We start from the raw sequence: 13,246 nt of genomic DNA on the forward strand, positions 1-13,246 counted from the left end.
GAAGCCCGGCATTTTGCTTGTTCTCTCCATTCACGTGTCGGGAGCAGGCTTTTTTTGCTGCGGATGTTTACCGTCCATGATCGCTTCAGACCGATTCACGTTCACGTTAACTTATCTTATCTATCAATAAATACAAAATGTGTGTTTCATCTCATCCATCTGCCTGTACATAACACTTTTCCAATGCATTAACTATTAATAGTTAAGAAAATCTTGCTCATCTTACTCCATTCTGTTTAAGGAGGCAGATATAATGATGATTTTAGTCTTCCCTTCACCAACAGGTACACCGATTGCAAGTGCGGTATCTCAAGCTGTTGCCGGCGATATTGTATTAGTTCATGATGGAACGTATCCGGAGCCAGCAGTCACGATATCCGTTTCGAATGTAAAAGTTATAGCCAAAAATGAAGGTAAAGCGGTACGCGAAGGATTTAATGGTGTCACCAGTGCTTTCTTAGTCTCAGCTGCTTCAGGCGTCGAAATTAACGGATTTGTCATTCAAAACTACACCGCGAACGGTATTGATGTTGTTCCGGGTTCAAATCACCGTATTATTGGAAATACCATCAACAACACGCTTGGTATTGGCATTGTTCTTGATATTGGTTCCGGAAACGTAGTTTGGAGAAACAATGTACAAAATGCCGGCGGCGCTTCAGGTATTTATGTAGGGAGCGATAGCAGCTGGGTCGTACAAAATGTAGTTTATAATAATACAGGACCGGGCATTCATTTGGTTGGTGCAAACAGCGCGGTTATTGGTAATGTTGTTTCAGAAAATAACAGTTACGGCATATTAAGTACCGGAACAAACCATTTCATTTATGGTAATACTGTTACGCTCAATACGTTTACTGGAGTTATTGTTCCCTCAAACAATACAGTTTTGCTCCGTAATTTGGTAGAAGAAACCACAGGAAATGGTATACGCATCGCCGGCGTGAACGGATATTTGGGAGGAAACGATGTAGATAATAATACCGAAACGGGTATAAATATATCCTCCAACTTTAACAGTCTAGAATTTAACGAGATGGAATTCAACCAAAACTATGGACTAACCATTTCAGGCAATGAAAATACCGCATTCGGAAACCGGTTTACAGGGAACCAGCCTACTCAAATGTCCATTACAGGTCTGGATAACAATTTGTTCTAAAACTCCTTGTCCTTTAGCCAAGCAATCTGCTTGCTCTCCATCACACGTCGGGAGCAGGCACTTTTTTTGCAGGTGTTGTTTACCGTACATGATCGTATGCGGTTTGTTATCCCGGTATTTTAAACCCAAGATTGGAGGTCATTATGGTGGGTAAAATACTTATTATCGGTCCAGAACGATCCACCTCATACCAGATCATTCTTCTTCAACCTCTTCGTTATCTGGAAGAACTGGGATACTTCACCTTTGATATCCAATCGCATAAACAAGCAACAAAATCTTCCATTTCTTCCTACGACATCATCATATTTCTGAGAAGCATTGAACCCGATACACTCCGTTGCTTGGAATGGGCACATCTTTTAGGAAAGAAGATCATTTATGTCATTGATGATCACTTCCTTGCGATTCCGACAACAACCCGAATAGGCCAGCTATACAGTCAACCTTCCTATCAAAAAACTTGCACTACCTTTTTAGAGACAGCACATGTTGTCAAAGTTGAATCTCCCATAATGTATGAGTTGATACGACAGCAATTTAACCCACATGTGATATATTTCCCTGGGTGTGTTGATTTCTCATTTTTCAAGCCATGGAACAAAAGAAAGAAACATGAAGGGCAGCTCGTGATCGGGTACGAAGGAGCCAAAAAAGAAAGTTCTTTCCAACCTGTCATAGCCGCAATGAAACAAATTATGATGGAGTATGGAGATATTATTCGACTGGAATTTTACGGTTATTGCCCCGCAGAATTGAAAGACCACCCTAATGTAACACATATGGAACATAACGAGGATTATGGCCAGTTTATGAAACAGCTGTTTCAAGCCAACTGGGATATCGGCTTGGCACCGATGGAGGATAAGTTATACTACCACTGTAAGAGCAACGTGAAATTTCGCGACTATGCCTCCTGCCATATTCCAGGTATATATTCCTTATCGCCCGTGTATCGGGAATGTGTGTTCCATAAACAAACCGGATATTTCGTCCCTCAAACTAAACAAGGGTGGTACCTCGGAATTCAAGAAATGATAAATAACCCACAAATGCGTAAATCAATTTCAAAAAGAGCTTTAAAAGTCGTAAAGAAGCACCATACACTCAAGCTTTGTGCTGCCAATTGGAAGAAACTCCTTCATGACCTGTAGACGGGCGTAACGATCAGCAAGTATGTATGAACATTTTCTTGTGAAAAGGGTGATATTATGCTTTCACTAAATCATGCCTTATCCATACTAAACCAACATTATGACATCGATCATCCGAATGTGGAATGGATCCAGAACGAACCGGATAAAGTCGTATGGAAAGTAAGCGATAAGAATAGAACCTATATCTTGAAAAGTGATTTCAAAAAAAACAGTTCCCTCATTCCTTCCATTTATCTGCAATACGAACTGTCCCTTCAAGGGTTGAATGTTCCCGAGGTTATTCCAACGAACCGACGGAAATTATGTGTGAAGCTGAATAATCGTATTTATTTTTTGTCTAGGTATATCCATGGTGAACCAGCAACCATATCCGAACGAACAAAAGCCATTGGGGATTTCCATCAACGGGCCAGATTGCCCCATTCATGGCAAGCTTATCAAAAGAAAACAGCAAGCCCAATGACCAGCGCAAAAGAGTGGATTGAAGATTATGAAATGAAAATAAACCAACTGAAAAAGTGGGAAAAAGATTACGCTATACAGCACATTCAACCGTGTATACAATTGGCAGAAAAATGTCTGAACGTTTCTTCAGAGAGAACCGCTGATCTGGCTAATCACATCACAAAAGTGAATGAAAGTAAGTGGCTGGTGCATGGCGATTTAACCCATAGGAATGCAATAAAAACGAAATCAGGCGACATATGGCTCATTGATTTAGAACATTCGAAAGTGGATTCTCCCGTGAAGGATATTCGTTTTTTATTACCAAAAATCATGTTATCTTCTCATTATGGAGCATACTTTTCACGATTCTTGGTCGGAAGATCTTTTGAGGAACTCTACTACATGGACTCTATTTTCCCTCACAGCCTCCATTCCTATATCGGGGGAGTAATTAGACAGAAGAGACTTCCATTGAAACGTTCATCTATTCAAGAGCTAGTATTAAAAGAGCTTCATAAAGATGAAATGATAAGCAAATTGTGGAGTGGCTAAGAAATCGAAGTGAAAACAAACAAAAGGGGCGAGTTGTATACCAACCGCCCCAATTACATAATATTATGGTCTCAATAGCTTCATTCTGTCCACTTTCGACTTTTGTTGGTGTTTGCTCCATTTGAAAAACTCGTTATCACGGATATAGTCATCGATTAGAGTAAATGGAACCTTGGTTTTCCATGCAATGTAATTAAAACTGATTTGATCTCTTTTACTGTAGCTTATAATTTGCCTCCACCAAGCTGTCATCGTTCGGATCACGACCAGATCATTATGACGCCTTAAAATAACTCCGGACTCAATCAATCCATTGTTTTTGGGATACCCCGCCTGCTTATATAATGAAATCTGTTTTAAAATAACATCTTTCCGGTCCTTACCCAAAGTAATGCACGCATCCGCTTCTTTGTAAATACAATTCCGGATAGAATGTTTATAGAACGCTGACGGTAACCCAGAACTATATTTTTCGATAAAAGCATCTATATCTCCGATCACTCTAATATTCCCGTCTACCCAGACGCTATGTTCATAATCTTGAAAAAATAGATGAGGCATAATTTTCACCCATCTAGCTTGCCTTGCCGGATCAACAAATATTTTACCCAGCAATATGATTTTCCAGGAGGATGATTTTAATAAAGGATTATCTGTAAAACAATAATAATCGCACTTTTCACTCATCTGTACAGGATCCTGCAGCCTGTCATAATTTCCGGTTATGGCTGTATAAATCACGTTTTTCCGCTGTTTTCCTTTATGAATATGCTGCCTGCACTCTAACAACCATTTTATTTTATCTCTTGTCTCTTGGAGGTGTTGATGATCAACCATTTTTTGAATCGATTGCTTTACTTCTTTCATGCCGTGCTTGCGAAAAAGGGCAGCTTTGCCACTCTGGGCCAATTGCTGCCTTCTTTCCGAGCCAAAGCTTGCCGATTTTTGATGATAAATATAACAATGATTAGCAACTTTCAATTTAAAGTTAGCGCCGCGGGCACGAATACAATAATCATCTTCTTCACCGTACCCGATCGGAAAGTTGATCTCATCGAAATAACCGATTCTTTCGATGACCTCTCTCTTAATCATAAGGCAAAAGCCGTTTAGAAACATCGTTCTAGGAAATATCTTCTCAGAAGCGTAGTAGACCAGCTCAGCCATCTGATCGACCGTCATATGGGGTTCTAATCCATTTTCACTGCTGTTCATGCCCGGTACAGATTGCCAGCTGGCCGCATTAGATAGCGGGCCAACGATACCGATTCTTTTATCCGACTCCATGGTTTCCGTCATCTTCTCCAGCCAACGTGGGGTAACAATCGTGTCGCTATTTAGAAGTACGCAGTAACGGGAAGTTGACTTCTTCAACCCTTGATTTGCTGAAGCGGTATAACCACGTGCTTTCTCATTTCTTATGATTGTACACGGATATTTCTTTGCAAACTTCTCTAAATATCGTCTCGTCGCATTGTCACTACCATCGTCGATGATGATTAGATTGATTTCTTGGGAGGTTTTACTCTGAACAGAATCCAGGCATACCTTTACTACATCTAAACCGTTATGCACACATATGACAACATCAATCAAAGCTGTCCCTCCCCTCCATATCAGTCTGAAATATTTCATCCCGGAGGAAGGTGTTTCCGTATCTCTTGTGACCGCCAAGCAACATGATATTCCCTTCTAAGGGTTTGGTCACATTTCTTGTGTCATAGAGTAAAGCAGCGTTCTCTACAATAAGTGGATAATCGATTGAACTATGATCCGTTATGATGACAACCAAGTCAGCCTCTGCAATAGCTTCCGATGTCAGCTCAACAGAATATACCATTTGTCCGTCGTTCTTAAAATGCGGAATGTGCGGATCATAGTAGGTTACATTCGCCTCTTTTTGCTGGAGAAGCTTGAACACTTCCAGAGCAGGCGATTCACGAAGATCATTAACATCTTTTTTATATGCCATGCCGATACACAAAATATTAGAATTTTTAAGAGGTTTTTCATATTCATTGAGTATATCTGTTATTTGAGAGACCACGTATCTGGGCATATTGCTGTTGATGTCATCAGCCAATTCAATGAACTTGTTGTGAAATCCAAACATTTTAGCTCTCCATGACAGATATATAGGATCGATCGGTATACAATGTCCGCCTATACCCGGTCCCGGAAAAAAAGGAATATAGCCAAACGGCTTGCTTGAGGCTGCGTCGATGATCTCCCAAATATTAATCCCCATGCGGTCACACATCAACGTCAATTCATTTACGAGAGCAATGTTGACGCTGCGAAACGTATTTTCCAGTAATTTAACCATCTCGGCAGCAGCCGTAGAGCTTACTGGAATAACTTCTTGAAGGAAGGAGCCGTAAAACTGAGCGCCAAGTTCTGCACACACAGGTGAGATTCCACCAATGATTTTAGGGGTGTTTTTCACATTGAATTTGCGGTTTCCCGGATCTATCCTCTCTGGAGAATAGCACACGAAAAAATCTTTCCCTGCTTTCCATCCCATTTCATCTTCGATAACCTTTTGGATTAATTCTTCCGTCGTTCCCGGGTAGGTTGTACTTTCTAAAATGATAAGTGTATCTTTCGTCACATACTGGATGATCGAAGCAACGGCGGATGAAATCATTGAAACGTCCGGCTCTCTGGTTTTATTAAGCGGAGTAGGTAAGCAAATGATCACAACATCGGCTTCCGCGATAGAAGAGAACTCATTCACGGCATGCAGACGTTGATGAATCAGCGTTTGAATGTCTTCATCTTTTATGTCCGAAACATACGATTTCCCGCTCTGAAGCTGATCCACTTTATCCTGATCTATATCGATTCCGTACACCAGATAACTGGCTCGTGCAGCTTCAACTGCCACAGAAAGTCCTACATAACCGAGTCCGATCACCACTGCTGTCGCTGTCCGATTCCTTATCTTTTGCAAGATTTCGCTCATCCTTGTTACCCGTCCTTTCTTGATGATAGAATTTTTCTTGTAAATCACCGGACATTAAACACTTTTGGTTATAAGCAGGACATAGTTATCGGTGTACGATATTAATTTGCATTTGGCCATATAATTGACTGTGCTTAATTGTTGCGTATGAGACTTTACATTTTTTCTGCGAACACATACATAATTGTATTTGGAGGAAGAGAAGATGCGAAATCCTTTAGCCTTGCATCTTCTAAGGAAATCAGCATCACTGGCACTGACAAGCTGTTCGTTGAATTTGATTTTGTCCCATACCGATTTCTTAAACAGCAAAGTCCCTCCTTTGACATGCCTGCGGTACTTTTTCTCGCCCCCCTTCCGAAACAACATCAGTGCATTTTCACCCTCAAAATACAAGAATGATGTATGTTTGCCAACGATGGAAGCCTTTGATTTATTAAGCGTATTGATCGCCTCATTTAAGTAGTCGGGTGCGTAATAATCATCATCGTCAAATTTTGCAACCAGATCATATTTGGCTTTCCCGATTCCATAATTTAAGCATTTGCCAAGCTTACACTTTTCAGAGAGTTGGTATACAGATACATTTTTATGTTTCTTCGCTTTTTCCCTCCAGATGTTTATATCCATATCATCATGGTTCAGTACGATAATCATCTCTTTATTCTCAAAATTTTGACGCACATAATTGCTGAATATGTTTTTCATAAAAGAAGGTCTCATCGTACAACAAATGATAGAAATCAACGCAATCCTTCCCTTCTTCTCACATCATCACTTGGTTCAATTATCTACGCTAAAGACCCAATGATAGTGAATCCACTTTACTTGTTAGAATATGAAATCTGCTTTGGAAGAGAAACGGCGATTTCATCAGTCATATAACCCATGTCATTCCTTGATTTTCTTCATAAAGTGATGGTAACAAGCTTGTTGGAGCATGTTACGGTCTTACTTTTCAGAGGGAGTGTGACTGATAAGTGGATATTTTGGTGGTAGGTACAGGATATGTAGGTACAACAACTGCTCTGGTGCTGGCAGAAATGGGGTGGAACGTAACAGGACTTGATTCGGATCAGATCAAGTTAAACCTCCTTCTGCAAGGCCGTATTCCTTTTTATGAGGAAGGGCTTGAAGATCTATTGGAGAAACACTTGCAGTCCGATAAAATTAATTTTACTTCCATAACAGACCAAGCCATCAAACACAATGACGTCATTTTCATTTGCGTAGGTACCCCATCCCGGTCAGATGGCAATGCAGATTTACAATATGTGAAACAGGTAGCCATGGACATCGGGCGCTATATGAACAGCTATAAACTAATCGTGATTAAGAGTACCGTTCCCGTTGGTACACAAGAGATGGTGGAACAATGGATCCGCTCTGCGCAATCACATGTTTCTCCGTTTGATGTCGCTTCTAATCCTGAGTTTTTACGTGAAGGTAAAGCATTATCGGATGCTCTATATCCAGATCGGATCATCATCGGGACCGATAGTGATCGTGCTGCCGAGCTCCTAAAAGAGCTGTATCAAACGATGCAGTGTCCCGTTGTCGTCACAGCACCTAAAACGGCCGAGCTGATCAAATATGCCGCTAATGCCTTTTTGGTCACTAAAATTTCTTACATTAATGAATTATCCAGACTGTGCGACAAGCTCGGCGTTAATGTCAAGGAGGTGGCTCACGGCATCGGTCTTGATCCTAGAATCGGTTCCAGCTTTCTTCGAGCCGGCATCGGGTATGGGGGTTCCTGTTTCCCCAAAGACGTATCTGCTTTGCTTCGATTAGCAAATGATCAGGATACCCCGTTAACCTTGTTGAAACAAGCAGTGTCTGTTAATCAGACTCAATATCTTCATTTACTGGAAAAGGCCCGCACACGCATTGGAGCCTTTAATGGAAAAAAAATTTCGATACTGGGTCTTGCTTTTAAACCGGATACCGACGACATTCGAGAAGCCCCAGCAATTCGGATAATTCAGAAACTGCTTAGCGAGAGGGCACTTATTAGCGTCCATGATCCGATTGCAAAACTTCCTCAGGAGCTTATTCATGAATCAGTTACGTCCTTCAGTTCTCCGGAACAGGCTTTGGAAGGTGCGGATGCCGTATTTCTGTGTACAGAATGGAAAACATATCTATCTATCGATTGGGTGCATATAAAACAGATCATGAATCAACCGAATCTATTTGATGGCAGGAATCTACTGAATGCGAAGGTTATGGAAGGAATGGGTTATTATTATCAAGGGGTTGGATATCCGTAAATGTAGACGCCCATCTTTTATATGAATGTAGCTCTTAGAAGATAATATTTTTCCGCATACGCAAAGCCAACTTCCATTCCACGTTTAGCCGCCCACTCCTTGACCGATTCCGGTGAGATTAAATGCCTTGGCTCGCGCAGCTGCGATTTATGTTTTCGCAACGCCCCCACTTTTTTGTCTACCGTTTCGCTGATATCCAGATACAATTCTCCAACGTCTGTCAACTTAGGATGCTGCCACACAATAAGAGGATACTCATACATAGCGATGACTTTATAGTTTCTGTCTGGAACAGGACGCAGCCCTGCCATACAAGCTTCATATAAAACCTGATGATCTTGATTGAAACTAGGATAAGGAATAAATACCATCGTCGGTTTAAACTCCAATAAATACCGATCAATTTTCGTTATGATTTCTTTTTTCGGGAGGGTATCCAATATACTTTCCTTGTCGTCAAACATAATATCCCAGTTGGTACAGCCAAGATATTTTAACGCCTTATAAAACTCCTTCTTACGTGTGTTTACACTCACAGGTTGCTCCCTGTGCCAAAAAAATGAATTTCCGACAGAAGCCAGAACGACCTTAACTGTGTTATTGTATCTGCAAGCTTTTTCTATCAATCCACCGCATCCTAGTACCTCATCGTCAGCATGAGGCACAAATACGAGAATCCTCTCTTTTCCTGATTCAAGCATCTTCTCACCCCTTTTATCATCTAGATATTTGCGGAAAGCCTGTCCTCACTCATCCTTTATTTATTTATATGAAACTTTCAGATCATATTCTTGGACTTTACAAAGATTATGCAGATAACATGCATCCGTAACAAAAAAAGACAGCGAATGGTTTCGCTGCCCCGAAACGTGCAAGAGAATTGAACAGTGAAAAATTAGACCACGGGCAAATTATCCATCAGTCTCCTCCATAAGCAGACGTTCTGCCAAAATAGCTGGTTTCTCCAATCGTTCTTGAATTAAAGGCCAGTTCTCCTTTGTTGCCGTATGGATGACCATATCATAAGAAACGCCTTTTATGGTTAAACCGCCGCGTTCGATCCCTGTACGGGGCAAACTACAATTGTCATGAAAAGACACGACGCTTGCATTGTCAATTACCGTGTTGGAATAAATACTGGACAAACCTAAAATATCAAATGCGACATGAAAAATAAGCCACACGCTGGCTGGCGCGGCTGGAACCAACGGGGAGATAATCCACCTGCCCCAATTACCGCTTTGATCTGCGATATCATAGATCGCGATTGTGCCGACAGCTTTTCCTGATAATAGCTCGATACAGAAGTAATAATCGCCGACTCGATGAAAGTACTCCTCCAGCCATGATTCATGGATGGAGAAACGGGAATCGATTTCCCCGATATACCTGGACAATTCAGGAGATCTTCTAAGTTTGAAAATAAACTCGGCATCGTCCATCGTTATCGGCCTTAATCGAACCCCGAAGCGTTCTACTATGATGTTATGCTTCACGATTTCACCTCTATAATCTCAACTAAATCATCCAAACTCGTTATTCCTGCAACCTCCCTGATCGAGAAACGAACATTAAATTGCTCTTCAAGACGGAGAATGAGTTCCATATGCTTCAATGAATCCCAGTTCGGTATTTCCTCACGTTTCGGATTTTCATCCAATGACAGCGTCGTGTTCAGCACCTCGGACAGAATGGATCCGATTTGTTCACGTAACTCATTATTCATTAGTTCACCTCCACCTTGGCAGGATGATCCCTGCATGCAGCTTTCACACGCATCAACAGATCTTTAAGGGATTGTGGTTCAGGAGAGTCCCCTACAAAGCGCTTCAACCAGTCGAGCGCAGGAGCATTCCGCGGTCCTTGGATGGTATCGATGTTCAAATGCTGAACTCCACGAGTTATTAATTGTTCCAAAACCCAAGCGAATGTCACCGTTTCTATCTCCCGGCCAAGCGCTCTGCAGCTAAAGAGCGTTTCGATCAATTGTCCTTGCTCTCCTTCTATCCGACATACAAAAGCACCGATTATACCACTGTCGGACAAAACATCAGAGAGAGAAATCGTAACACTTAAATAATGGTTGATATCCATGACTTCATTAACTTCGCTTTCGGTCATCCGCCTTAATGCCAAGTTAAACTGATTCGTTTTACGGCTTAATTCATACAACCGCTTAACATGGGAAGGATCATTCTCATAAACCGTTATACGCATCTCCAAGCTATCCAAGTATGCGTTATAATCAGATGCCTCCTGCCTAATTCTCTCCCGCCTTTGATTCGCTTGAATATCGGTTGTTCTTGATAAAGCCGCATCATCGGGATGAAGTTGATACAGTCCCGGATAATGACACAACCCATTCATTGTCGCTTGACCGTTTCGTTTTGCCCGGAGCAGATGAACTTCAGGCCGTGTGGCTGCCATCTTGATCAATTCAGCTGGATTGTCATCCACAAACAAAAAAGCGGAGGGATCGATATTCAATATTTGTGCCAACTGATCCAGATTTTCTGTTTTCGTCCGCCAGTTGGCACAAACAGCCGCAAAATCATCCCATTTTAAAGGAAAATCATCCCGCTTCCCAAACAACGCTTTTACGTCTTGTTCCTCATTACGGCTGCACAACGTTAGCAATATACCCGACTGTTTAAGCCGAAGCAGCAGCCTCTGCAAAAGATGATGACCTTCAGTTAGTGATACCCTCTCAGCTCCCTCTTCTCCTAGAACCCCGTTGTAAAGTGTATCATCAAGATCCAGGGCAATCGCTTTAAGCCGGGGTGAAAATGTAGCTGGAAGCAGATGAACACCCAAGTGACGGGATATGATAATCGTTGCCTCGTTAGAAAACGGATAGTTGCTTATTTCTTCATTTCGGTAATCGTAGAAGGAGTCAGAACCTTCTTGGACCAGCGCAGCCAGATCAATCAACACGCAGCCTGTATTCTGTTCAATCAATTCTGATATATGCGCATTTAAATTGCGGAACCATCCTTTATCGCTTGCAGAAAAACTAAATAAGGTATCTTTTACTCCGAGAGACTCAGGCCAGTTATTTACCCATATCGGTTTATTCGTTACATCGCGTAATTTTTCAATCCTCTCCTGTAACCAATGAACGGATTTCTGTGCTGTCATCGATTTTAAATAGATTCGCCAATCCATCCAAATGATAAAGACATCAGCTTTCAGATCTCCACCAAATCCTGTCAGAGCAGCATCGTAATCAGAGTAATCGAAGTCGACATCAGCTTCCCATAACCTGCAAAAAGGAGGCATTAAGTTCGCAATAAACTCAAAGGGCATCGTTCTGTCCACTCTGATTTGGAAGGTTTGACGGGAGGCAAGCTTTGGGCTTCCGGCAATCTGAGCTCGAGTGGGAATGGAACACAATAAAGAATCTGCCAAATCAAGATAAGTTAAAACATGATTCATGCACATACCTCCTTTTGTGTTATTAGGTAAACCTTAATACAGACCCAATTCCTTACCCCAGACTTTGATTTTCTCTAAGTAAACATCCAGCAAATAGGCAGTCTTCACGCCATCGATTCCCCATTGAAGCTGATTATACAAACTTCGTTCCAGCACACGTTGTAAATAAGCCATTTTATACAAATGAATTGGATTAACATCGAAGGCGATGCCGTACTTGAGCATTTCTGCGGCATATAGAGATGCACATCGCTCGATCACCAATTCTTCGTCGGCTCTCCAATCTTTCCGGTACGCAAAAAATACACCGATCAAATTGAACATGTCGAACCAGCAAGGTGTAAAACGTGCGCCTTCCCAATCGATAAACTTAATATTCCAGTTCTGTTCAGCCACATTGTGGCAACCCATATTTGGGGTCTGCAGATCATTGTGGGTAACACTTTTACCTGCTTGGATAAGCTCAGGGAAATAAATCGGCCCTTTTTTCAAAATGCGCTTCAAATCGTTATAACTTGAACTTAGTCTCTCCTTAAATTCAGGATGGTCCATTGCTTTATCCAAATATTCCAAAGTCTTCTCTTGGTGCTTCATACGTTCTGCAGATAAAGCGTCCGATTCATATCGAGGAAGCCAATCCTCATATACATTCCACTTGTTGTAAAAATTATCATTGTAGGTTAGAGCATGAAGCTTGGCTAAGGAAGGGATAATCAGATCAAAATGATCTGGCGTAAAAATAACTTGACCTTTTACTTGAGGGACATATTCCATAAATACCCACACATCATCACCGTTCATTCCCTCTAAAATCAAATATATCGTAGGCATTAAATCCGGTAATATCGAGCTGACCTTACGATACATGTTTAGTTCAGTAAGCTTTTCATCAATGATAGGTGGTTTAAAAATTTTTAAAATAATAGGATACGCTTGTTTGTTCGCTGCTGATACCTCCAGCTTCCAGATCGCACTTTTAAATGTTTCTTTCAAACATTCCATTTTCCGGTCATTTAATACGACAGATGAGCCAAAATGGGACGTAAACTGTTCGGCGCAATGAAGCTCTCTCCATTTCAGACTTATATCGTTAAGAGGCGGGTTATCCAACAATACTTTAGCATCCTCAAGCCCTTTTATATATCCGTCTTGTTTACCCTTATTAAACCCATCACTTTTGCCCTGCTCGTATCCACCTGAATCATGTACATTCGCCATATTCATAGTCCTCCACTCCATATTCCTTCTATATCCT

Annotated in this window: 12 protein-coding genes; 4 read left to right on the plus strand and 8 right to left on the minus strand. The window is 41.3% G+C overall.

Annotation, left to right across the window (positions count from 1 at the left end):
- The first annotated feature begins 253 nt into the window (after positions 1 to 253).
- The 3 genes from B9N86_RS22640 to B9N86_RS22650 all read left to right on the plus strand — a co-directional run bounded on the left by B9N86_RS22640 (position 254) and on the right by B9N86_RS22650 (position 3,318).
- Positions 254 to 1,162 (plus strand): right-handed parallel beta-helix repeat-containing protein, encoded by a 909-nt coding sequence (locus tag B9N86_RS22640; RefSeq protein WP_244562803.1) that lies wholly within the window; start codon positions 254 to 256, stop codon positions 1,160 to 1,162.
- Between the two features lie 143 nt (positions 1,163 to 1,305).
- Entirely contained in the window at positions 1,306 to 2,316 is a 1,011-nt protein-coding gene (locus tag B9N86_RS22645) for a glycosyltransferase family protein (protein ID WP_244562804.1), read from the plus strand.
- A gap of 57 nt (positions 2,317 to 2,373) precedes the next feature.
- Positions 2,374 to 3,318, plus strand: coding sequence for a phosphotransferase (locus B9N86_RS22650; protein WP_280174952.1), 945 nt, complete (start codon positions 2,374 to 2,376; stop codon positions 3,316 to 3,318).
- A 63-nt stretch (positions 3,319 to 3,381) separates the two neighbouring features.
- Here B9N86_RS22650 and B9N86_RS22655 read toward each other — a convergent pair whose 3' ends face one another.
- The 3 genes from B9N86_RS22655 to B9N86_RS22665 form a co-directional block, all read right to left on the minus strand.
- A complete protein-coding gene (locus tag B9N86_RS22655; protein WP_208915380.1) occupies positions 3,382 to 4,914 on the minus strand; it encodes a glycosyltransferase in 1,533 nt (510 codons plus the stop codon).
- Positions 4,907 to 6,271, minus strand: a complete 1,365-nt coding sequence (locus tag B9N86_RS22660; RefSeq protein WP_244562805.1) for a nucleotide sugar dehydrogenase — start codon at positions 6,269 to 6,271, stop codon at positions 4,907 to 4,909. The genes B9N86_RS22655 and B9N86_RS22660 overlap by 8 nt, the downstream gene beginning before the upstream one ends.
- A 66-nt stretch (positions 6,272 to 6,337) precedes the next feature.
- Entirely contained in the window at positions 6,338 to 7,030 is a 693-nt protein-coding gene (locus B9N86_RS22665; RefSeq protein ID WP_280174953.1) for a glycosyltransferase, read from the minus strand.
- Between the two features lie 233 nt (positions 7,031 to 7,263).
- On the opposite strand from B9N86_RS22665, the gene B9N86_RS22670 reads away from it, so the two are divergent.
- On the plus strand, positions 7,264 to 8,556 hold the full coding sequence (locus B9N86_RS22670) for a UDP-glucose dehydrogenase family protein (protein WP_208915383.1): 1,293 nt from the start codon (positions 7,264 to 7,266) through the stop codon (positions 8,554 to 8,556).
- A 17-nt stretch (positions 8,557 to 8,573) separates the two neighbouring features.
- Here B9N86_RS22670 and B9N86_RS22675 read toward each other — a convergent pair whose 3' ends face one another.
- The 5 genes from B9N86_RS22675 to B9N86_RS22695 form a co-directional block, all read right to left on the minus strand.
- Entirely contained in the window at positions 8,574 to 9,257 is a 684-nt protein-coding gene (locus B9N86_RS22675; RefSeq protein WP_208915384.1) for a PIG-L deacetylase family protein, read from the minus strand.
- A gap of 210 nt (positions 9,258 to 9,467) precedes the next feature.
- Positions 9,468 to 10,052 carry a GNAT family N-acetyltransferase gene (locus B9N86_RS22680; RefSeq protein WP_208915385.1) on the minus strand — a complete coding sequence of 195 codons (585 nt, stop codon included), beginning with the start codon at positions 10,050 to 10,052 and terminating at the stop codon, positions 9,468 to 9,470.
- The gene (locus tag B9N86_RS22685) at positions 10,049 to 10,282 is read right to left on the minus strand and encodes an acyl carrier protein (RefSeq protein ID WP_208915386.1); all 234 of its coding nucleotides are present in this window, start codon (positions 10,280 to 10,282) and stop codon (positions 10,049 to 10,051) included. Before B9N86_RS22685 ends, B9N86_RS22680 begins: the two co-directional genes overlap by 4 nt.
- On the minus strand, positions 10,282 to 11,991 hold the full coding sequence (locus tag B9N86_RS22690; RefSeq protein ID WP_208915387.1) for an HAD-IIIC family phosphatase: 1,710 nt from the start codon (positions 11,989 to 11,991) through the stop codon (positions 10,282 to 10,284). The genes B9N86_RS22685 and B9N86_RS22690 overlap by 1 nt, the downstream gene beginning before the upstream one ends.
- A gap of 33 nt (positions 11,992 to 12,024) precedes the next feature.
- Positions 12,025 to 13,209, minus strand: a complete 1,185-nt coding sequence (locus B9N86_RS22695) for a phosphotransferase (RefSeq protein WP_208915388.1) — start codon at positions 13,207 to 13,209, stop codon at positions 12,025 to 12,027.
- Positions 13,210 to 13,246: the final 37 nt, after the last annotated feature.

The organism is Paenibacillus uliginis N3/975, from assembly GCF_900177425.1.
GTDB lineage: Bacteria > Bacillota > Bacilli > Paenibacillales > Paenibacillaceae > Paenibacillus_AQ > Paenibacillus_AQ uliginis.

What these genes read in the sequence shown, in the direction of transcription:
- B9N86_RS22640 (WP_244562803.1), top strand. Translation starts at nt 254, where the DNA reads ATGATGATTTTAGTCTTCCCTTCACCAACAGGTACACCGATTGCAAGT.
- B9N86_RS22645 (WP_244562804.1), top strand. Translation starts at nt 1,306, where the DNA reads ATGGTGGGTAAAATACTTATTATCGGTCCAGAACGATCCACCTCATAC.
- B9N86_RS22650 (WP_280174952.1), top strand. Translation starts at nt 2,374, where the DNA reads ATGCTTTCACTAAATCATGCCTTATCCATACTAAACCAACATTATGAC.
- B9N86_RS22675 (WP_208915384.1), bottom strand. Translation starts at nt 9,257, where the DNA reads ATGCTTGAATCAGGAAAAGAGAGGATTCTCGTATTTGTGCCTCATGCT.
- B9N86_RS22685 (WP_208915386.1), bottom strand. Translation starts at nt 10,282, where the DNA reads ATGAATAATGAGTTACGTGAACAAATCGGATCCATTCTGTCCGAGGTG.
- B9N86_RS22690 (WP_208915387.1), bottom strand. Translation starts at nt 11,991, where the DNA reads ATGAATCATGTTTTAACTTATCTTGATTTGGCAGATTCTTTATTGTGT.
- B9N86_RS22695 (WP_208915388.1), bottom strand. Translation starts at nt 13,209, where the DNA reads ATGGCGAATGTACATGATTCAGGTGGATACGAGCAGGGCAAAAGTGAT.